The sequence below is a fragment of the Nocardioides epinepheli genome (genome assembly GCF_037936805.1).
Classification (GTDB): Bacteria; Actinomycetota; Actinomycetes; order Propionibacteriales; family Nocardioidaceae; genus Nocardioides.
Genome location: NZ_JBBMMC010000011.1, coordinates 108,371 through 129,318 on the forward strand (window position 1 = coordinate 108,371; position 20,948 = coordinate 129,318).

General features: G+C 70.7%; 18 protein-coding genes. 7 read left to right on the top strand and 11 right to left on the bottom strand.

All coding sequences use genetic code 11. The features are described 5' to 3' along the window. Positions 1-4: 4 nt before the first annotated feature. The 5 genes from WMR31_RS15670 to WMR31_RS15690 form a co-directional block, all read right to left on the bottom strand. Positions 5-940: a hypothetical protein gene (locus WMR31_RS15670; protein ID WP_340539798.1), complete on the bottom strand. Its 936-nt coding sequence runs from the start codon at positions 938-940 to the stop codon at positions 5-7. 169 nt (positions 941-1,109) lie between these two features. Next, positions 1,110-2,843, bottom strand: a complete 1,734-nt coding sequence (locus WMR31_RS15675) for a DUF7800 domain-containing protein (RefSeq protein ID WP_340539799.1) — start codon at positions 2,841-2,843, stop codon at positions 1,110-1,112. 92 nt (positions 2,844-2,935) lie between these two features. Next, positions 2,936-4,582 (bottom strand): class I adenylate-forming enzyme family protein, encoded by a 1,647-nt coding sequence (locus tag WMR31_RS15680; RefSeq protein WP_340539800.1) that lies wholly within the window; start codon positions 4,580-4,582, stop codon positions 2,936-2,938. 6 nt (positions 4,583-4,588) lie between these two features. Further along, positions 4,589-5,542 (bottom strand): cyclase family protein, encoded by a 954-nt coding sequence (locus tag WMR31_RS15685; RefSeq protein WP_340539801.1) that lies wholly within the window; start codon positions 5,540-5,542, stop codon positions 4,589-4,591. Between the two features lie 196 nt (positions 5,543-5,738). Further along, positions 5,739-6,581: a TetR-type transcription factor C-terminal domain-containing protein gene (locus WMR31_RS15690; protein WP_340539802.1), complete on the bottom strand. Its 843-nt coding sequence runs from the start codon at positions 6,579-6,581 to the stop codon at positions 5,739-5,741. 79 nt (positions 6,582-6,660) lie between these two features. Between WMR31_RS15690 and WMR31_RS15695 the strand changes: the two genes are divergently transcribed. The 3 genes from WMR31_RS15695 to WMR31_RS15705 all read left to right on the top strand — a co-directional run bounded on the left by WMR31_RS15695 (position 6,661) and on the right by WMR31_RS15705 (position 11,260). Beyond that, on the top strand, positions 6,661-8,328 hold the full coding sequence (locus WMR31_RS15695) for a class I adenylate-forming enzyme family protein (protein ID WP_340539803.1): 1,668 nt from the start codon (positions 6,661-6,663) through the stop codon (positions 8,326-8,328). A 92-nt stretch (positions 8,329-8,420) separates the two neighbouring features. Beyond that, positions 8,421-9,608 carry an acyl-CoA dehydrogenase family protein gene (locus WMR31_RS15700; protein ID WP_340539804.1) on the top strand — a complete coding sequence of 396 codons (1,188 nt, stop codon included), beginning with the start codon at positions 8,421-8,423 and terminating at the stop codon, positions 9,606-9,608. A 200-nt stretch (positions 9,609-9,808) separates the two neighbouring features. Beyond that, the gene (locus WMR31_RS15705; protein WP_340539805.1) at positions 9,809-11,260 is read left to right on the top strand and encodes a protein adenylyltransferase SelO; all 1,452 of its coding nucleotides are present in this window, start codon (positions 9,809-9,811) and stop codon (positions 11,258-11,260) included. On the opposite strand, the gene rlmC is transcribed toward WMR31_RS15705, so the two are convergent. Both rlmC and WMR31_RS15715 read right to left on the bottom strand, forming a co-directional pair. Then, positions 11,245-12,396 carry a 23S rRNA (uracil(747)-C(5))-methyltransferase RlmC gene (rlmC, locus tag WMR31_RS15710; protein ID WP_340539806.1) on the bottom strand — a complete coding sequence of 384 codons (1,152 nt, stop codon included), beginning with the start codon at positions 12,394-12,396 and terminating at the stop codon, positions 11,245-11,247. The two genes, WMR31_RS15705 and rlmC, sit on opposite strands and share 16 nt — an antisense overlap. Before the next feature lie 29 nt (positions 12,397-12,425). Next, a complete protein-coding gene (locus WMR31_RS15715; RefSeq protein ID WP_340539807.1) occupies positions 12,426-13,061 on the bottom strand; it encodes a LuxR C-terminal-related transcriptional regulator in 636 nt (211 codons plus the stop codon). Between the two features lie 168 nt (positions 13,062-13,229). Here WMR31_RS15715 and WMR31_RS15720 point away from each other — a divergent pair, with 168 nt between their 5' ends. Beyond that, positions 13,230-13,904 (top strand): LuxR C-terminal-related transcriptional regulator, encoded by a 675-nt coding sequence (locus tag WMR31_RS15720; protein ID WP_340539808.1) that lies wholly within the window; start codon positions 13,230-13,232, stop codon positions 13,902-13,904. Positions 13,905-13,955: 51 nt separating this feature from the next. Here the strand turns inward: WMR31_RS15720 and WMR31_RS15725 are convergent, their stop codons facing one another. The 3 genes from WMR31_RS15725 to WMR31_RS15735 all read right to left on the bottom strand — a co-directional run bounded on the left by WMR31_RS15725 (position 13,956) and on the right by WMR31_RS15735 (position 17,363). Continuing rightward, a complete protein-coding gene (locus tag WMR31_RS15725; protein WP_340539809.1) occupies positions 13,956-14,387 on the bottom strand; it encodes an SRPBCC family protein in 432 nt (143 codons plus the stop codon). A gap of 87 nt (positions 14,388-14,474) precedes the next feature. Beyond that, a complete protein-coding gene (gene lon, locus WMR31_RS15730) occupies positions 14,475-16,850 on the bottom strand; it encodes an endopeptidase La (protein ID WP_340539810.1) in 2,376 nt (791 codons plus the stop codon). 84 nt (positions 16,851-16,934) lie between these two features. Then, positions 16,935-17,363 carry a Fur family transcriptional regulator gene (locus WMR31_RS15735; protein WP_340539811.1) on the bottom strand — a complete coding sequence of 143 codons (429 nt, stop codon included), beginning with the start codon at positions 17,361-17,363 and terminating at the stop codon, positions 16,935-16,937. 195 nt (positions 17,364-17,558) lie between these two features. Here WMR31_RS15735 and WMR31_RS15740 point away from each other — a divergent pair, with 195 nt between their 5' ends. Continuing rightward, positions 17,559-17,918 carry a bleomycin resistance protein gene (locus tag WMR31_RS15740; protein WP_340539812.1) on the top strand — a complete coding sequence of 120 codons (360 nt, stop codon included), beginning with the start codon at positions 17,559-17,561 and terminating at the stop codon, positions 17,916-17,918. A 6-nt stretch (positions 17,919-17,924) separates the two neighbouring features. Here WMR31_RS15740 and WMR31_RS15745 read toward each other — a convergent pair whose 3' ends face one another. Next, positions 17,925-19,034 (bottom strand): FUSC family protein, encoded by a 1,110-nt coding sequence (locus tag WMR31_RS15745; RefSeq protein WP_340539813.1) that lies wholly within the window; start codon positions 19,032-19,034, stop codon positions 17,925-17,927. 272 nt (positions 19,035-19,306) lie between these two features. Here WMR31_RS15745 and WMR31_RS15750 point away from each other — a divergent pair, with 272 nt between their 5' ends. Both WMR31_RS15750 and WMR31_RS15755 read left to right on the top strand, forming a co-directional pair. Continuing rightward, complete coding sequence (locus WMR31_RS15750) at positions 19,307-20,125, top strand: ABC transporter ATP-binding protein (protein WP_340539814.1); 819 nt, start codon at positions 19,307-19,309, stop codon at positions 20,123-20,125. Beyond that, positions 20,115-20,921 carry an ABC transporter permease gene (locus tag WMR31_RS15755; protein WP_340539815.1) on the top strand — a complete coding sequence of 269 codons (807 nt, stop codon included), beginning with the start codon at positions 20,115-20,117 and terminating at the stop codon, positions 20,919-20,921. The genes WMR31_RS15750 and WMR31_RS15755 overlap by 11 nt, the downstream gene beginning before the upstream one ends. The last annotated feature ends 27 nt before the right edge of the window (positions 20,922-20,948 follow it).

Sequence of the window (20,948 nt, forward strand, 5' to 3'; positions counted from 1 at the left end):
GGGATCAGCTCACCAGGACCCAGGTGTTGAAGTCGTCGCCCTCGATCGAGATCGAACCCGGGTTGACGATCAGCTGCGGGTCGCCGGCGGCCGGCGCGTCCAGCGTGACCTCCTCGGTCGGCGTCAGCTCCGCGGTGTCTCCGCTCGCGTCGTAGACGCGCAAGGCCGTCGGGCTGACGGTGTAGACGAGGGTGCCGCACTGGACGAAGCCGAACGGCTCGGTCTCGGTGATCGTCCAGGTCTGGTCCGAGGTGGTGTCGCGCAGCGTGATCGACGTCGGCTCGTCGAAGGTGGGCGCGTAGACGACCCGCTCGGCCGTGGCGTCGGGATCCTGGGTCAGGTCGTCGCCCAGCGAGGCGGGGATCTGCGTCCAGTCGATGCCGAACAGCTCGTCGACGAGCACCTTCTCGCCGTCCAGGCCGATCCGCTCGGAGGTCTGCACCGTCTCGGGTCCGTCGCCATCCACGACGACCGACGACTCTCCGTCGAGCCCGACCACGTCGATCGTTCCCGTGACGTGGTCGTACTCGGCGAATCCGGAGCTGGTCTCGCCGGTGTGCTCGATCTCCTGCTCCCACACCACGGCGCCCTTCGCGTCGCGACGCTGGAGGGCCACCGACGTCTCGGTGCGCGGATAGGCGATGACGAAGCCGTCCTCCAGCACGGTCACCAGCTCGACGTCGCCGACCAGGTCGGTGATGGGTGCGCCCACCGGGACCGGTTCGGCGTCGTCGGGCTCAGCAGGGAGGACGAAGATCTGGTCGTCCGGAGCCTCGAAGTCGACCTCTTCGGAGCCGGCCCGGTAGACGGTGTCGGCGTTCGCGGCGGGCTTCGCGGAACCCCCGATAGGCACCTCGACGACCCGCTGGGCGCCGAACGACGTCGGGCACTGCCCGCTGAGGACCGCACCGGACGACGGGTCGTCCGCCGGGTCGGACATGGAGCTCTTCGGATCCGGCTCCTCGCCGGCACCGTCCTCGCCACCGCCGCAGGCCGACAAAGAGCTCGCGACAACCAGCGCGACGGCGGCTCGAAGAGCCAACGATGTTCTCGACACAGTGCATATCCCCCAGGTGACAGGCCGCAGCAGGCGCCGCAGCGCGGAAACCCTAGGACGAGTCCCGACCGATGGCGGTTCCCTGTCCATTCACCGTCACGTCGGCCACTCGCACCAGCAGCGGACGGTCGACGTCGTCCTCGACCTCGCCGGTGGCCCACCACAGTCGTAGGTCGGCGCCGTGCACCTCGAGGACGGCGAGGTTGTTGTCGAACCACGGACCTTCGACCAGCCGCCACGTGAACGGCGCGTCGGGCACCTTCGCCGAGCGTGCGACGAGGTGACCGAGCGGCCCGGCGACGCCGTAGGACAGGGCGGCGGTCGCGAACCGCATCCTGCGCGGGAGCGGGTTGCGGATCGGCGAGCAGACGGCTTGGAAGATCCGGCTGCGCACGTGGGGGCGATCCTCCGGACGCGGGGTGACCGAGGAGAGATAGCTGTGGTGCACGTCGCCGGAGAGGAACATGATCGTCGCCGGCGGCCGCCCGCGCTCGCCGCGCGCGACCTGGAGCACCATCTCGGCGACCTGGCGGAAGCCGCGCTGGAAGGCGGCCCAGTGCTCGAGGTCGACGGTCTGGCGCACCTTCTCGCCCAGCCCGGAGAGCTGGCGTCCCCAACCGCCGCCGGCCAGCGCCTCGGAGAACGCCTCCACGTAGTGCAGGCCGGGCGCGAGCAGGAACGGGAGAGACGTCGCGACGATCAGGTGATCGACGTCGCCGCGCATCTGCTCGTCAAGCCAGGCCATCTCGTCGTCGTCCAGGATGCTGCGGTCCTCGGGATCGAGCACCCGCGCGGCACGCGAGTCGACGACGATCAGCCGGGACTGCGTGCCCAGATCGCGCGCGTAGCTCCATCGATAGGAGGTGGGCTCTTGATCGGCCCGGTTCGCGAAGGCGTCGAGTCGCTCGCTCAGGTCGTAGCCCGGCTCGTCGGAGTGAGCGGTGATCTCCTGCCACAACGGATCCTCGTCGCGCTCGGCCGGCGTCATGTTGCCCAGGTGCTGATAGACCCAGTACGACGCCAGCCCGCCGACGATCCGGTCGTGCCACCAGCTGGTGGCCTCCATCTCGTCCTTCCAGGCGCGCGAGGTGTTCCAGTCGTCGCGGATGTCGTGGTCGTCGAAGATCATCAGGCTCGGCAGCGTGGACAGGAGCCAGCGGTTGACCGGGTCCGACCAGGCGAGCTTGTAGAGGTGGGCGTACTCCTCGTAGTCCTTGAGCTCGTCCCCGGGCGGCTCGTCCAGGCCGCGCCGCTCCTCGATGAAGGCGCGCATCGCCTCGGTCGTCTCGTCGGCGTAGACCTGGTCGCCGAGGAAGGCGACCAGGTCGGGCCACCGCGGCTCGTCGCCGTCTGGATCCCGGCTGGCGTCGACGTGGCCGGTGAGACCGGCCATCCGCAACGCGAAGGCGCGCAGCGCATCGACTCCGTGCGTGGCGTTCCCCTTCTCGTCGTGCGACACCGAGGTCCGGCACGACCCATAGGCGAGCCGCAGCGGCTTGGTGTGGTCGAGGGTCGGCACGACCGAGGGTGGGAGCGTCGAGTCGGACTCCGGCCACACGCGCTCGTCGTCGACGTCGACGGTGTAGGCGTAGCGCCGGCCCGACTCGAGCCCGTCGAGGCACACCAGCGCGTAGTGGTGGTCGTGCGCGGCGAAGGTCACGGCCTCGGCCGTCGGCCCGTCGTCGGTGCGCACCCGCACCCTCGCCGGCCGGTCGACCTCCACCCAGATCGAGGCCGAGTGCTGGTCGACGTGGCGCAGGAGCGGTCCGAGGACCAGGGATGTCATGGGTCCTGCCTACCAGGCTCGTGGCGTCTGCGCCGAGACGCCGAGTCGGCGCGAATGTCGAACAGAAACGCCGACTCGGCGTTATTTCAGGGTCAGCCCCGCAGTTCGCGGCGCAGGATCTTGCCGGTGACCGTCTTCGGGAGCTCGTCGAGGATCACGACCTCGCGGGGGTACTTGTAGGCGGCCATCCGCTCCTTGCAGTGGGCGATCAGGTCCTCGGGGGTGGCCGCCACGCCGTCCTTGAGGCTGACGAACGCCTTGACGGTCTCGCCGCGCTTCTCGTCCGGGACGCCGACGACGGCCGCCTCGCGGACCGCGGCGTGCTCGGCGAGCACGTCCTCCACCTCGCGCGGCCAGACCTTGTAGCCCGAGGCGTTGATCATGTCCTTCTTGCGGTCGACGATGAAGATCCAGCCCTCGGGGTTCATGAACCCGACGTCGCCGCTCTTGAGCGCGCCGCCGGGCAGGTTCGCCGCGGTCTCGTCGGGCTTGCCCCAGTAGCCGGCCACCACCTGGGGACCGTCGGCGACGATCTCGCCGACCTCGCCGAGCTCGACGTCGTTGCCCTCCTCGTCCTGGATCCGGACCACGGTGCTCGGCACCGGCACACCGACTGCGAGCGCGCCCGAGGTCGGATCCACCGGGGAGGGGGTGCCGAACGGCGTGAGCGTCATCGGGCTGGTGGTCTCGGTGAGGCCGTAGGCGTTGTGCACCTGGAGCCCGGTGGCCTCCTTGAACGCCTTCTCCGCGGTCGGCGAGATCGCCGCGCCGCCTGAGTAGGTGGAGGTGAAGGAGGCGAAGTGGTCGCGCGTGAGCGCGGGCGAGTTCAGCAGCGCGTTGAACGCCGTGATCGCTCCGATCGTGTACGTCGGCCGGTGTTCCAGCAGCGCGTCGAGGACGACGTTCGGCTCGAACCGGTAGGCCAGAACCAGCGGCATCGGGGCGAGCAGGCTCACCCCGATGTGGCCGATCAGGCCGGTGATGTGGAACAGCGGAGCGACCCCGAAGACCGACCCACCCGGCCGGAACCGGGCCCAGTCGCGGTAGACGGTGGAGGTGAACACCACGTTGCCGTGGGTGTTCATCGCGCCCTTCGGCACCCCGGTGGTGCCCGAGGTGTAGGTGAGGAATGCGACGTCGTCCGGTCCGAACTCGACCGGCGGCGGCACCTGGCCGCGGTACTGCTCGATCAGCTCGAGCAGGTCGACGGTGCCGTCGTGCCGGGTGCGCTCGAGACCGGCGAAGACCCGTTGGTCGTCGCGGGTCTGGTAGTCGAGCTCGCTGGTCGTGATCACCAGCGACACATCGGTGTCGGGGACGACGTCGCGGGCTACCTCGTCGTAGAGCGACTCCAGCGCCACCAGGACGGTCGCGCCGGAGTCCTTGAGCAGGTAGGACAGCTCGCGCGCGCGGCTCATCGGGTTGATCGAGACCAGCACGCCGCCGGCCTTCCAGGCGGCGAGCATGCACACCACGAACTGCGGGACGTTCTGGAGATAGACCGCCAGTCGGGAGCCCGACTGGAAGCCGTTCGCGAGCAGCGCACAGGCGAGCGCATCGCTCTGCTCGTCTAGCTCGGCGCGGGTGACCTCCCCGTCGAAGTAGCGGATCGCCACCCCGTCCGGATCGGCGGCCAGCCCGGCCCGAAACATCGCGAGCGCGCTCGGGTGCTCCGGCTCCAGGTCGGCAGGGAAGTCGCCGTACAGCCCCAGCCAGGGCCGCTCGTCGTAGACGCTCATCGGCGGCTACTTGATGACGATGGGGTTGACCGGAGAGCCACTGCCTTGTGCCACCTTGAGCGGGGCGGCGGCGTAGAAGAACTCATAGACGCCGTCCTCGGCACAGTCGGCGGCGAGCTTCTCCAGGTCGGTGATCTCGGTGAGGGTGATGCCGAGGTTGCGCATCAAGGCGTTGTGCAGCACCAGGGCGACGCCGTTGTTGGGGTCGAAGGTGACCTCGTTGGCGATGGTGTCGGTGACCAGGTTCGGGATCTCCATGTCGGCGAACCACTGCACCAGCTCGGGGCTGTAGACCAGGCCCGGCTCGCAGAAGTCCTCGTAGAACTTGTCGCCGAGCTCGAAGAACAGCTGGAGGTAGTTGGTGCGGATCAGGAGGATGTCGCGCTTGCGGAGCTCGACCCCCTGCGCCTCGGCACAGGCGATGAGGTCCTCGTGGGTGAAGGTCTCGGCGGAGTCGAGGGTCGGCTTGCCGCGGAATCGTGCCATGTCGAGCAGGACCGCGCGCCCCACGACGCCGCGCTCGGCGATCGGCTCGATGCTCGCCTTGTCCAGGCCCCCGACGGTGGTGCGGGCGTCGTAGCCGTTCCAGATCTTCCCGCCGTACCAGACGTGGCCGAGGGCGTCGTACTGCGTGGATCCCTGGAGGAAGGCGTTGATCTTGTCGTCGGCGTAGTGCAGGCCGCCGGGGAAGGAGGGTGCGTCCTCGGCGTCCCACGACGCCTCGTCGAGGATCTGGGTGCGCTCGGCGGGCGAACGACCCGGCCATACCGGGTCGCCCTTGGGGTCGCCGATCAGGCGCTGCAGGGTGAACACCTTGCCACTGGAGATCAGCCGCGCCGCATCGAGCACCTCCTGGGGTCCGAGATAGTTCAGGCTGCCTACCTCGTCGTCCTCGCCCCACTTGCCCCAGTTGGACGGCGCGTCGGCGAGCAGGTCTGTCAGGTCGGGCGAGTCGGTCATCGGTACACCTTTCGATCGAGCGGGAGGGAGAGAACCGGGCTGAACCCACCGATCGAACGTTCTGACGGGTTCAATGCGATGAGCGTCACAAGGATGCGCGCTCGCGTCAACCCCCTGATACGACTGTTCGGCACTCTCTTGGGCGACTCTTGGGGAGGTCTGGCCCGCCGACCGGTCGAGTTCGGCCAGGCTGAAGTCAGCGGGGCGTGGCTCGCATCATGTCGCGCGCCAGGACGGCGTACTCGGCGGCGATCTCGACCGGCGACTGGGAGCCGTCCTCGGTGAACCAGTGGGGCACCGCGGTGCACATCGTGACGATCGCGCGCGCGGTGTTGTGCGGGAGCGCCACGGCGAACACCCCCTCCTCGACGCCGCTTGCCGCAGCCCGCTCCAGCGCCGCTTGGACCGCACGCCGGGCGGCGAGGATCCGGCTGCGGTCGGGCTCCTCGAGGCTGCGCGACTCGGTCGCGACGATGAAGGCCTCGTCGGCACGGACCGCATGGAAGAGGGCGAGCGCCTCGACCATGCTCTCGAACCGGTCTGCGGCGGTGGCGCCGTCCTCGCCGGCGAGAACCACCCGCCAGGTGAGGTCCTCCAGGACGAGGTCGGAGAGGGCGACCAGCAGGCTCTGCTTGCTGCGGTAGTGGTGATAGATCCCGGCGATGCTGATGTCGGCCGCCGAGGCGATCATCCGCATGGTCGCTCCGTGGTAGCCCAGTTCCCGGAACACCACGACCGCGGCGGCCAGCACCGGGTCGAGCGGCAGCGGTGCGAACCGGCGCCAGTCGTCGTCGGGCGGCGCGAGGTCGGAGCCGTCGACCAGCGCGGCCGGGGCCGGAGCCAGCAGCTGCGCCGCGGAGGTGCCCAGCGCCTCGGCGATCTGCTGGAGACGAGCGACGGTGAGCGACACCTTGCCGTTCTCGACCGCGCTCATCGTGCCGATGCTGACGCCGACCCGCTCGGCCACCCCGCGCAGCGTCAGCCCGGCCTCGAGGCGGGCACGACGGATCGCCGCACCGGCGCCGTCGAGTTCAGCCATGCTGAACACCGTAGTGCGTAGCCGCCGGCGATGCATCGTTGGCACAATTCGCCCGAGCGCGTCCACCCGAGGAGGAGTCATGGGGCCGGACACCCACGAACGCGACCACCCCTGGCTCGCCGCGTACCCCGAGGGACGCCCGCACTCACTGGACCGCGAGCACGATGGCGGACTCTCGATGCTCCGCAGCGCCGTGGCGGCCAAGCCCGGTGACCCCGCACTGCACTACCTCGACGGCACCCTCACCTGGACCGACCTCGACCGCGGCTCCGACGCGCTCGCGGCATTGCTGCTCTCCCGAGGCTTCGCGCCGGGCGAACGGCTGGCGGTGTGCGTTCAGAACGACCCCGCGTTCGTCATCGGCCTCCTGGCGGCCTGGAAGGCCGGCGGAGTCGCCGCGCTGGTCAGTCCGATGTCGCGCACGCGCGAGCTCGACGCGATCCTGCGCGACTGTGAACCGGCTGCGCTGCTCATCCTCGACGACCTGTACGAGGACGTGGCCCGAGGCGTGCTCGCCGGTGCCGCGCACAGCGTGCACACCGTCGTCACCGTCAGCCCACTCGACGGTCAGCACAGCGACGACCCACGCCTGTTCGACGGCCTCGACCGGCGTCGTCCGGGCGACACTCTCGACCTCGGCGCGGTCATCTCGACCGGCCTGACGCCGCACGGGGAGGTCGGTGCGGCGACCGCCCCCGACGACGTCGCGGTGCTCGCCTACACCTCCGGCACGACGGGGCGACCGAAGGGCGCGATGCTCACCCACCGCAACCTCGCCCACAGCGCCCAGGTCTACCGCGACTGGCACGATCTGCGTCCCGGCGAGCCGGTGCTGGCGCTCTCCCCTGTGTTCCACGTGACCGGGCTGGTCGGAGGGGTGCTGCTCTCCCTGCTGCTCGGCTCGCCGCTGGTGCTGACCCACCGGATCCTGCCTGGGGTCACCCTCGATGCGGTGCGTCGTTGGCGTCCGGCGTTCGCGATCGCCGCGATCACCGCCTACATCGGCCTGGTCGACGACGGTCACGCGACGCCCGACGACTTCGCGTCCTTCCGAGTGCTCGCCTCGGGCGGCGCTCCCATCGAACCAGCCACCGCGGACCGTCTCGAGGCCGCGCTGGGCCACTACATCCACAACGTGTACGGGCAGACCGAGACCACCTCCCCGTCCCATGCGGTGCCGCCCGGCGTCCGCGCACCTGTCGACGAGGGCACCCGCACCCTGTCGGTCGGGCTCCCGGTCTTCGACACCGTCGCCCGGATCGTCGACGACGCGGGCGCGGAGGTCCCGGCCGGCGAGATCGGCGAGATCGTGACCTCCGGCCCCCAGGTGAGTCCTGGCTACTGGCGCAACCCCGAGGCCACCGCCGAGGGCATCCCCGACGGCCGGCTGCGCACCGGCGACGTCGGCTTCATGGACGCCGAGGGTTGGTTCTACGTCGTCGACCGGCGCAAGGACATGATCAACGCCTCCGGCTACAAGGTCTGGCCGCGCGAGGTCGAGCAGGTGCTGGCCGATCATCCGGCGGTCCGTGAGGTCGCGGTCGTCGGCATCCCCGACGACTACCGCGGCGAGTCGGTGAAGGCCTTCGTCGCACTCCGCGAGGGCGCCGACGTCGACGAGGCCGCGCTGGTGCGCTACTGCCGCGACCGGATGGCCGCCTACAAGTACCCCCGTGAGATCGAGCTGGTCGCTCACCTCCCCCGCACCACCACCGGCAAGGTGCTCCGCCGCATGCTGCGTGGGTGAGGGCGCCGCGGCCGTTCCACCGACCGGCGAGCCCACCGCCGAGAGGACAAGTACGGTGGTCCTGCCCTGGTCTCATCTCGCGAAGGAGCGCCATGCCCGCCCGCAGAGTTCTCGCCACCGACGAGCACGCCGACCTGCTGCGCCTGGTGCGTCAGATCGCCACGGAGGAGCTTCTCCCGCGCGCCGCCACGGCCGAGGCCGAGGAGAAGTTCCCCCGCGAGGTGTTCCGCATGCTCGGGCAGACCGGCCTCCTCGGGCTCCCTTACCCGGAGGAGTACGGCGGGGCGGGACTGCCCTACGAGGTCTACCTCCAGGTGCTCGAGGAGATCGGTGCGGTGTGGGCGAGCGTCGGGGTCGGCGTCTCGGTGCACGCATTGTCCTGCTTCGGGCTCGCGACCGTCGGCACCGAGGAGCAGAAGCAGAAGTGGCTGCCCGACATGCTCGGCGGCGAGCTGCTCGGCGCCTACTGCCTGTCCGAGCCGCACGCCGGGTCCGACCCGGCCGCGATGCGGACCACCGCGCGCCGTGACGGCGACGAGTACGTCATCGACGGCGCGAAGGCTTGGACCACCCACGGCGGCGAGGCCGACTTCTACAAGGTCATGGCGCGCACCTCCGATGACCGCAATGGCATCTCCTGCTTCCTGGTACCGGCCGACGCGGCCGGCCTCTCGTCGGATCCTCCCGAGCGCAAGATGGGCCTCACCGGATCCTCGACCACCACGATGCGCTTCGACGGGGTTCGGGTGCCGGTCGAGCGACGCCTCGGCGCGGAGGGCGACGGTCTCAAGATCGCCCTCGCCGGCCTCGACTCCGGTCGGCTCGGCATCGCCGCGGTCGCGACCGGCCTGGCGCAGGGAGCGCTCGACCAGGCGGTCGCCTACGCCAAGGAGCGGGAGACGTTCGGCCAGCCGATCATCGAGCACCAGGGGCTCGCGTTCCTGCTCGCCGACATGGAGGCGGCCGTTCAGGGTGCACGGGCGGTCACCCTGCACGCGGCACGCCTCAAGGACGCGGGTCTGCCGTTCGGCCGCGAGGCGAGCATCGCCAAGCTCACCGCCACCGACAACGCGATGAAGGTGACCACCGACGCCGTGCAGGTCTTCGGCGGCTACGGCTACACCCGCGACTTCCCCGTCGAGCGGTTCATGCGCGAGGCGAAGGTGATGCAGATCTTCGAGGGCACCAACCAGATCCAGCGGATGGTCATCGGGCGATCGCTCAACTCCAGCCGCGACGACCAGGGCACCATCACCCATCACCGCCCGGCCGAGGCCTGACGACGCCGGTCCCGCACGTGGCCGGTCCCGCACGTGGCCCGTCCCGCACGTGGCCGATCCCCCACGTAGCCGACCTCCCACGTGGCCGGTCCCGCACGTGGCCGGTCCCGCACGTAGCCGATCCCCCACGTAGCCGATCCCCCACGTAGCCGATCCCGCACGTGAGCGATCCCGTACGGCCCGGGCGTAGCCTGAAGACGATGACCACCACCGCGCCGTCCCCGGTCGCACTCACCTCGCGATTCGCCACCGAGCTGCCCGAGCTCGCTCTGGCCTGGCAGGCCGAGGAGGCACCCGACCCACAGCTGCTCGCGCTCAACCGGCCGCTGGCCGGTGAGCTCGGCCTGGACGCGGACTGGTTGCAGTCTGCGGAGGGCGTCAGGTTCCTGGTCGGCAACGCGGTCCCCGACGGCGCTCACCCGGTGGCACAGTGCTACGCCGGGCACCAGTTCGGCGGATACGCCCCGCGCCTGGGCGACGGCCGCGCACTGCTGCTCGGCGAGATCGACGCGCTCGGCGGGCGCGACCTCCACCTCAAGGGATCGGGGCGGACGCCGTTCGCGCGCGGCGGCGACGGACTCGCGGTGGTGGGCCCGATGCTGCGCGAGTACGTCGTGAGCGAGGCCATGCACGCGCTGGGCATCCCGACCACGCGCTCGCTGGCCGTGGTGGCGACCGGACGCCGCGTCCAGCGCGAGACGGCACTGCCCGGCGCGGTGCTCGCCCGGATCGCCTCGAGCCATCTGCGGGTCGGCAGCTTCCAGTACGCCGCCGCGACCGGCGACGTCGACCTGCTCGACCGGCTCACCCGTCATGCGATCGCGCGCCACTATCCCGAGGCAGCGCAGGCACCGAACCCGGCACTCGCGCTCTACGAGGCGGTGGTCGCGGCGCAGGCCTCGTTGGTCGCGAAGTGGATGCTGGTCGGTTTCGTGCACGGCGTGATGAACACCGACAACGTCACGATCTCCGGCGAGACCATCGACTACGGCCCGTGCGCCTTCCTCGACGCCTTCGACCCCGCCACGACGTTCAGCTCGATCGACCAGGGCGGGCGCTACTCCTACGGCAACCAGCCGGTCGTCCTGGAATGGGACCTGGCTCGCCTCGGCGAGGCATTGCTGCCGCTGGTGCACGACGACCAGGAGGAGGCCGTTTCGCAGGTCACCGAGGCCCTCGGCGCATTCCGGCGCGAGTACTCCGCAGCGTGGTCCGTCGGGCTACGTGCGAAGCTCGGCCTCGCGGGCTCACGGGACGGGGCCGAGCCGGTGGTCGAGGACCTGCTGGGCCTGCTGCAGCGCGACCATCCCGACTTCACCTCGTTCTTCCGCGCACTCGCAGACGCCGCCGACGGGGACGCGGCGCCCGCACGCGACCTGGTGCTCGATCGTGACGGGTTCGACCGGTGGCTGGCGCGGTGGCAGTCGCTGGAGCCGGACTCCGGCCTGATGCGCCGCACGAATCCGGTGGTGATCCCGCGCAACCATCTGGTCGAGGAGGCGCTGAGCGCGGCCACCGCAGGCGACCTCGACCCGTTCGGCAGACTCCTCGACGCCGTCAGCCGGCCGTTCGAGGCGCGGCCAGGGTTCGGGCGCTACGCGGAGCCGGCGCCGGAGTCGTTTGGCGCCTACACCACCTACTGCGGCACCTGACGCCGCAGCAGCACGATCACCTCGTAGTGGTCGGTGTGGGGGAACATGTCGAGGAGTCTCGCCTGCTCGGCACGGAACGACGGCAACGCGGCGAGATCCCGCGCGAGCGTCTCGACGCGACAGCTTGAGTAGATCAACGCCTGTGCCGCCGAGGCCTCGATCCAGGCACACAGCTCGGGGCCGAGCCCCCGTCGGGGCGGGTTGACGACGACCAGGTCCGCGGCGGCCGCCTGCGCCCCGATCCCCCCGGTCACGTGGGACGGGTCGGTCGCGTCGCCGGCCGCGAACTCGACGTCGAGGAGACCCTGTTCGCGGGCAGCGGCGCGCGCACTGTGCACCGCCTGCTCGCTCAGCTCGACGCCCAGCACCCGCCGTCCGGGCGCCGCGAGGTGCATCGCGAACCCACCGACACCGCAGTAGAGGTCGAGGACCTGCCTTGGCTCGAGACCATCGGCCCACTCGCGAGCCTGTCGGTAGAGCGCGGCTGCGACGTCGGTGTTGGTCTGGAAGAAGCTCCGTGCTCCCAGGTGCAGGTCGACGTCGTTGACCGTGACCGGAAGCGTCGTCTGCTCGGTGAGCACGATCTCCTCCGGCCCTTCCAGCACCGCCTTGTGCTCGGGCTGGAGATTGGCGCTGACCACGACGGCGGCGGGGTTGGCGTCGAGGAAGCCCGGCAGGTGCTTGCGCAGTCGCGGCAACGACTCGGTCGAGCGCAGCACGAAGCGCACGAGGTACTGCCCCGAGGGCGACTCGGTGACCAGCACGTGCTTGAGCTCGCCGCGGCGGAGGCCCACGTCGTAGGGAGTGAGCCCCGCGGTCGTGATGAAGGCGGCCACCTCGGGCAGGAACGCCTGCATGGCAGGCGAGTACAGGCCACAGGCGCGAAGGTCGGTCCCGTCACCTCCCGCATCGAGGATGCCGAGCGTGGGCGCGTCAACGGTGCCGGCGACGACCATCTTGGCCTTGTTCCGAAACCCGCTCGGACGACTCGGCACCGGGGGGAGCCATCGCAGCCCCCTGCAGTCGGCGAGCACCGCTCGCGCGTGCTCGGCCTTGGCGTCGAGCTGCTGCTGGTAGGGGGTGCGCAGGTGGCTGCACGAGCGGCAGCGACCGTCCTCGAAGTATCCGCACCGCACGAGGTGACCCTACGGGGACTGGGCGCCGGTCAGGCCGTCTCCTCCCGCTCGGAGGAGAATCCGTGTTGGAGACACCAGACGACCGCCTGGCTCCGGCTGGTCACGCCGATGCGGCGGTAGGCGCTGCGGATATAGGTCTTCACCGAGTTGATGCTCAGGTAGCTCTGCTCGGCGATCTCCTGGTTGCTGAGGCCCTGGGTGATGAGAGTCAGGACGTCGACCTCGCGCGGCGTCAGGCCGACGTCGTGGCCGAGGCGATGCTGCACCGCATCGATCTCGCTAGAGCCGACCACGCGCCCGGCTCCTACCTCGACCGAGGTCGCCGACAACACGGCCTCGAGGAGTTCGTCGTCGTCGACCCCGAGGGAGAAGAAGCCGTCGGCTCCGCGGGCCAGCGCCCGCGAGGCGAGGTCGGGGCGTAGATCCTGCGACACCACGAGGACGGCGGCGGCGGTCTTCTCGACGAAGAAGTCGAGGTCCGCACCATCGCCTTCGTGCAGGCCGATGGCGTCGTACAGGATCACGTCGGGATCGGGGACATTGGCCGCGGTCGAGAGTTCGACGACGCGGACCCGGTCGGGGTGCTGGCCGAGCATCGCGGTGAGGCCGACAGCGACGACCTCCAACGGGCTCACGACGGCCACCCGACTCATATCGAGGGTCATGGACGAGTGTCTATCGGACGCCGAGTGGGAGCGGTGGAATGTTCACCCCAACGGGTGACTGGGTGTGTCGCGAAAACCACCCGATTCGGACGATGCCGATTCACCCTTAGGGATGAATCTACAGAAGCCAGTGGTTCTTCTCGGCCGAGGATCTGGCATTCTCGATAGGTGAGCAGTACCCGCCCCGTGCGACTGGCGATCGTCAACGACTACGAGATCGTTGTCATCGGCGTCGCCGCAGCTCTGCAACCCTTCGCCGATCGGGTCGACGTCATCGAGATCGCGGCCGGGCAGATCACCGTGAGCGATGTCGACGTCCTGCTCTACGACACCTTCGCCCAGCAGCAGGGCGGCGCGACGCCGGTGGCCGAGCTCGCCACCGATTCCCGACGACTGATCGTCTTCAGCTGGGAGGAGTCGCCGGAGGCCGTGCAGGCCTCGCTCGCGGCCGGAGCATCCGGATTCGTCTCGAAGCGCAGTTCGGCGCTCCAGCTGGTGGAGGCGGTCGAGCAGGTCCACGCCGGCCAGAAGGTCGCCCCGCCGAATGTCGATCTCTACACCGAGGAGACGGCTGCCGAGGCGCCACATGCCGGAGGGGTCGTGGGACGGTGGCCTGGCGACGAGCTGGGCCTCACCCCGCGCGAATCGGAGATCCTCGCCCTGATCTGCCAGGGACTCAGCAACAACGAGATCACCGACCGGACCTTCATCGGGCTCAACACCGTCAAGACCCACATCCGCGCGCTCTATCGCAAGATCGGTGTGGGGAGCCGCACCCAGGCGGTCGTGTGGGGCCACCAGCACGGCTTCACCCCCGACCGCTCGCGCTCCACCTGTCACTGACGGCGCCTGGCGGTTCGTCGGGTACCCGTGCTCCGCCGGCGGCGGAGGATTTCACAGGTGCTCGAGCGAATCCCGCAGGCTCTCGGCCACGAAGTCGCCCAGCACCGCCACGCCCTCGTGGTCGAGCACGGCCCGGGGCGGATCCCCACTGGGCAGGAAGTCCGCGTGGTAGGTGACCCGCGTGCCGCCGTCGACGGTGTCCTCGACGGTGAGGGTGCCGACCAGCGCGCCGGCGGCCGCTCGGCCGTGGACCTGGAGCCGCACCTGGTCGACGAACTCGGTGACGACGTACTCGACCTCGGTCCGGCGGCCACGGAACTTCGAGACGTTGTGGTACCTCGTGCCCACGCCGCCGTCACCGCTGACCCGGTCGGTGGTCAGCGTCGGGGGGTCCCACTCCTCGGTGGTCGTGAAGTCGGCCAGGAACCGCCACACCTTGCGCCGCGGCCGATCGACGGTGAAGGTGCGCTCTACGGTCGGCACGGCGACTCCCCTCGCATCAGACGGTGGTCATCCGACCATGACGTGCGACGAGGGGAGCCGTCCGCACCCCGAGGGGTGGCTGCTTGCTCAGGCAGCAGCCGACGCCGACTCCGAGACCTGCTCCAACGCCCCGCGGACGACGTCGAGGACGTCGCCGACGACGTGCACCGTGAGCGCCTCGAGGATCTCGGCGGGGACGTCGTCGAGGTCGGGCTCGTTGCGCAGCGGCACGAACACCTCGGTCAGGCCGGCGCGCTGAGCGGCGAGCAGCTTCTGCTTGAGCCCGCCGATCGGGAGCACGCGCCCGTTGAGGGTGACCTCGCCGGTCATACCGACCTCTGAGCGCACCGGGCGGCCGGTGGCCAACGAGGTGAGCGCGGTGACCATCGTGATGCCGGCCGAGGGACCGTCCTTCGGGACCGCGCCGGCGGGCACGTGCAGGTGGATCGCCCGGTCGAGTGTGGCGGGGTCGACGCCGAGCGCCTCGGCGTGCGACCGCACGAAGGTGAGTGCGATCTGCGCCGACTCCTTCATCACCTCACCGAGCTGGCCGGTGATCGTGAGCCCGGCCGGGCCGTCGTGGGCGGTGGCCTCGATGAAGAGGACGTCGCCACCGAGTCCGGTGACCGCCAGGCCGGTGGCGACGCCGGGGACGGCGGTGCGCTCGGCCGACTCGGGCGTGAACCGGGGCCGTCCGACGAGGTCGACCAGGTCGTCGAGGCCGACGTCGACGTGGGTGGCCTCGCTCGTCGCGAGGCGGGTCGCCGCCTTCCGCAGCGCCTTGGCGAGCAGTCGCTCCATCTGCCGCACGCCCGCCTCGCGGGTATGGTTGGCGGCCAGCTCGCGGAGAGCGTCGTCGGTGACGGTGACCTCGTCGGCCGTCAGCGCTGCGCGCTCCAGCTGCCGGGGCAGTAGGAAGTCGCGGGCGATGGCGACCTTGTCGTCCTCGGTGTAGCCGTCGAGGGTGATCAGCTCCATCCGGTCGAGCAGGGCGCTCGGGATCTGCTCGACGACGTTCGCGGTGGCAATGAACAGCACGTCGGACAGGTCGAGGTCGAGCTCGAGGTAGTGGTCGCGGAAGGTGTGGTTCTGTGCCGGGTCGAGAACCTCGAGCAGCGCCGCGGCGGGGTCGCCGCGATAGTCGGCACCGACCTTGTCGACCTCGTCGAGCAGGACGACCGGGTTCATCGTGCCCGCCTCCTTGATCGCGCGGACGATCCGGCCGGGCAGTGCGCCGACGTAGGTGCGGCGGTGGCCGCGGATCTCGGCCTCGTCACGGACGCCGCCGAGCGCGACGCGCACGAAGCTGCGGCCCAGCGAGCGGGCGACCGACTCGCCCAACGAGGTCTTGCCGACTCCGGGAGGGCCGGCCAGCAGGACGACGGCGCCGGAGCCGCGTCCGCCGACGACCTCGAGGCCGCGCTCGGCGCGCCGGGCGCGCACCGCGAGGTACTCCACGATGCGGTCCTTGACCTCCTCGAGCCCGTGGTGGTCGGCGTCGAGGACCTCGCGGGCCGCGGCGATGTCGGTGGAGTCCTCGCTCACCTGCCCCCAGGGCAGGTCGAGCACGGTGTCGAGCCAGGTGCGGATCCAGCCGGCCTCGGGGTTCTGGTCGCTGGAGCGCTCGAGCTTGGCGACCTCGCGCAGCGCCGCCTCGCGGACGGCGTCGGGCAGCTCGGTCGCGGCCTCGACCCGGGCGCGGTAGTCATCGGAGCCGTCCGGCTCGCCCTCGCCGAGCTCGGCGCGGATGGCGGCGAGCTGCTGGCGCAGGAGGTACTCGCGCTGGGTCTTCTCCATGCCCTCGCGGACGTCCTCGCCGATCTTGTCGGTGAGCTCGACCTCGGCGAGGTGCTCGCGGGTCCACTCGATGAGGGTCTCGAGGCGCGCGACGACGTCGGGCGTCTCGAGCAGCTCGCGCTTGCGCTCGTCGGAGAGGTAGGGCGCGTAGCCGGCGGTGTCGGCGATGGCGTCGGGATCGCTCATCCGGTGCACGGTGTCGATCAGCTGCCAGGCCTCACGGCGCTGGAGGACGGCGATCACCAGGCGCTTGTAGTCCTCAGCGAGCTCGTGGGCGCGCGCCGCGTCGGTGTCGTCGGCGGGGTCGTCGGTGTCGGTGGGCTCGGCGGCGCGGACCGGCTCGACGTCGACCCACAGGGCCGCGCCGGGTCCGGACACACCGCTGCCGATCTTGGCGCGGCGCTCGGCCTTCAGGACGGCGGCGGGCTCGCCGCCGGCGAGGCGGCCGACCCGCTCGACGGTGGCGATGACGCCGTAGGAGGCATAGCGGTCTTCGAGTCGGGGAGCAAGGAGGAGGCGGCTGTCGCTGCTCGCGCGGGCGGCGTCGATCGCGCTCCGGGCGGCGTCGTCGAGCTCGACCGGCACGACCATGCCGGGAAGGACGACGACGTCGTTGAGGAACAGGACGGGCAGGGCCGTCGGAAGGTGCTGCGCGGAATCACTCATGTCCGCTCAACGACGGGGATCGGTGCCCCTGTTCCGGTGTTCGTCGTGGGCGAACACCGGACTCAGCCTGAACTCAGCTTGAGGTCAGCGGCACTCGGGGCAGGTGCCGAAGAGCTCGATGGTGTGGCTCACGTCGGCGTAGTCGTGCTCGGCGGCCTGGGCCGCGGCCCAGCGCTCGACGGCCGGGCCCTCGATCTCGACGGTGCGCCCACAGTGGCGGCACACCAAGTGGTGGTGGTGGGTGGTGCTGCACCTGCGGTACACCGACTCGCCGGCATCGGTCTTGACGACGTCGACGTCGCCGGCGTCCGAGAGCGCCTGGAGCGTGCGGTACACGGTGGCCAGGCCGACCGACTCACCGTCGCGGCGCAGCGCGTCGTGGATCTCCTGGGCGGTGCGGAAGTCGTCGCTGGCGTGGAGGGCGGCCTCGACCGCACGTCGCTGCCGCGTCGACCGCGCGGGAGCCGACGAGGCCTGCTGGGTCGTTGCCCCGTCACTGCCGGTCTTCGCCATGGCCGCCACGGTACCGTCCGGATCCACCTTGACCACCTGGCCCACCGGAGCCGCCGCGGCCGGGGGTGCACCGGCCGCGACGGCTCCACATGTATCCCGAGTGGGATACTTTACTTTAATCACACGTAGCCCGAATCGCCAAGCAGCCGCGGACGCCGGGCGTGGCGGGTGCGCGGCCGATGGCAGACTGCCGAGATGGCCGATCTCGCCACCCCCAACCTGCCGGCGCGCGACTTCGACCGCACCATCGACTTCTACGGCACCCTCGGGTTCGCCGCGACCCATCGCGACGACGGCTGGCTGATCCTCACCCGCGGCGACCTGGTGCTGGAGTTCTTCCCGGACCCCGGCCTCGACCCTGAGTCCAGCTCGTTCGGCTCGTGCCTTCGCCTCGACGACGTCGACGCGTTCTATCGCGTGTGCCTCGATGCCGGGCTGCCGGAGGCGACCAGCGGGTTCCCGCGCCTGCACCCGCCGCGCCAGGAGGGTGACCTACGCATCGGCGCGCTGTTGGACCCCGATGGCTCCCTGCTCCGTCTCATCGGCCGGGACTGACGGCGGTCAGTCCCGGCGACGCGGAGGCGGTGGGAGCGAGTCGGTGGCCTCCAGCTGCTCCATCCCGGTGATCATCAGCAGATCGGCGACCAGCGCCCGGATCTGCGCCAGGATCACCTCGGCGGTCATCTCATCCGACAGCTCTACCTGGCCGGTGCCGGCCCCGACGGCGAGCAGGGCCGGTCGGGCGGCCAGGGCCTGGCGATCGGCTCGCAACTCGACCACACAGAGGTCGACGGCGTCGACGAGCTCGTCGATGAGCCGGGCGTAGGCGTGGGGCACCGGGATCCGGTGGTAGGCGGCCACGGTCACCTGGCGCACCAGCACCCGGGTGGTGCGCAACGCCCGGTCGAGCGGTTCCACGAGATCGGCCACCATCCGGATCCCCGGCCGGTGGCGTACCCGGAAGGGCGAGGAGGCCACCACCGCCATCCCCTCGTCGGCCGCCGACTCCAGGCGACGCACCAGGTGGTCGGTGGACCGTGCGTCGGCAAGCAGGTCGAAGGCCTGCTCGACGTCGCCGTCGCGCAGCACGCTCGCGGCGCCCCGGAGCAGCTCGGCGACCTTGGCGAGCACCACCCCGGCCTGTTCGCGAGGACGGCGCAGCGGCGCCGACGGGACGATGCTCGCCGCGACCAGCGCCACGGCACCGCCGACGAGCGCATCGGTCCACCGGGTGAGCGATCCCCCGGTGCCAGGGACCAGCGCTGCGACGAACAGGCTCTGCACAGCGGCCTGCATCACGAACAGCACGCCCGCATCCAGCATCACCGCCGCGGTCATGGCCAGCGCCACGATCAGCGCGATCTGCCACCCGCCCGACCCGAGCCAGACCACCAGGAGATCCCCGAGCAGGACGCCGACCGCCACCCCGGCGGTCACCTCCAGCACCCGGCGCAGCCGTTGGGCGTAGGAGGTGCCGAGGCACACCACCGCCGCGATCGGCGCGAACACCGGCAGCTCGTGGTGCAGGACGTCGCTGGCCAGGAACCACGCGACGCCGGCCGCGGCAGCGCACTGGAGGATCTGCCAGCGCTTCTCTCGGAAGCGCTGGAGCCGCGCGGAGAACGAGCGACGTCCGCGTCGCCGCATCTGCGCGACCGATGGCGCCTCCATGCGCCCGATCCTCTCAGACCCCTCCGATCCGGATCCGGGTCGCCGACCGGACCACCAGCGGGGGTGGGGGCCGAACCGAGCCCGGTCTCGAACCCGACGCCGTGCAGGTGGGACGACCATGCCGACACGTCACTGACCGGTTGCGGCCACGAACATGCTGCGCGTGGCGGGCGCCGTCAGCGCAGACCTACGGTCGACACGGCCGGTACCAGAGAGTGACCGGCCGGACCGGTCGCAAGATGGGACGTGAGGGCGTGCTGGACATAGTGGACGTGACCAAGCGCTACGGCCTGGTCACCGCGCTCGACCGGCTCACGCTGCGGGTCGAGCCCGGCGAGATCGTGGGGCTGGTCGGCCACAACGGAGCCGGCAAGACCACGCTGGTCGAGATCATCTCCGGTCTGGTCCGTCCCGACAGCGGGACCGTCCTCATCACCGGTCACCCGCCCAAGCAGGCACGCGGCCTGGTCGGCATCGCCCCGCAGAACCTGGCTCTCTACCCCTCGATCACTGTCCACGAGCACCTCGAGCTCTACGGCCGCCTGGCGGGGCTGCGCCGACGTGCCCTGTCCGCGGCGATCGACGACCTCGCCCTCGGGCTCGGCCTGACCGAGATCCTCGACCGCAGCACCGGAGTCCTCTCCGGGGGGCAGCAGCGGCGCACCCAGGCGGCGGCGGCCCTTCTCAACCGGCCACCGGTCCTGGTGCTCGATGAGCCGACAGCCGGCGCGGACCTCAGCACCCGCCAGGCCATGCTGGACCTGATCAAGCAGCGCGCGGGTGAGGGTGCGGCCGTCCTGTACACGACCCACTACCTTCCCGAACTGACCGACCTCGACGCCTCCATCGCGGTCATCCGGCAGGGCAGCGTCGTCGCCCGTGGCAACTACGACGAGCTCGTGGGCGGCCTGCCCGGCGAGGTGGTGCTCCACTACGAGGACGGGAGCGCGCGGAGGGTGACCACCCACGACCCGGCGTCCGAGCTGATCACGATGCTGAGCGCGTCGGAGCGTCCGGTCACCGGCGTCGACGTCAACCACGCGACGCTGGACGACCTCTACCAGGCATTGGCGGTCGGCCATGTTGCATGACGTCGCCCCGACCCATCGCATCCGCCGGTCCCGGCTCAACACCGTGCGGGAGTCGCTGCATCGCGTGCTGGCCATCTCCCACCACAACGTGCGCCTGCGGCTGCGCGATCCCGGCCAGGCCATCAGCTACCTGGTGCTCCCGATGATCTTGATGGTCGTCCTCAAGCCCCTCTACATCCGTGCCGTGCCCGGCGGGTCGACCCAGGTCGTGATCGGACTCGTCGTGATGTTCTCGGTCCTGGCCGTCGGCATCGCCGGCAGCTCGATCCTGGTCGAGCGTCAGTGGCACACCTGGGACCGGTTGCGGCAGACCCGCGCCGGCTCGGCCGAGATCCTGCTTGGCAAGGTGGCGCCGATCTACCTGCTGATGCTGCTCCAGCAGACGATCCTGCTCACATTCGGTTGCGTCGTGATCGGCATGCCGTGGCCCGACTCGCCCGTGCTGGTCGCGGTCGCGATCCTCGTCTGGTCCTTCGCCCTCCTGGCCATCGGGGCCGCCCTCGCAACGATCGCGCGCAGTCTCAGCGAGCTCGGCGCCATCAGCGACGTCGGCGCCATGGTGCTCTCGTCGTTGGCGGGGGCCCTGGTCCCCCTTTCGATCCTGCCCGGGTGGGTCGAGGTCGCGGCTCACGCCTCGCCCGGCTACTACGCCCTGGAGATGCTCCGCGCAGCTGTGGCCGGCGACACCCGGCAGGTGCTCGGCAACGCTGCGGTCCTCATCGCCGTCGGCCTGGCCGCAGGCGGCTACGCGATCCACCGGTTGGCGCGCGGCTGGGGCCGTACCCGGCTCCTGTGAAGCACCACCCCTTCCACCAGACGACGA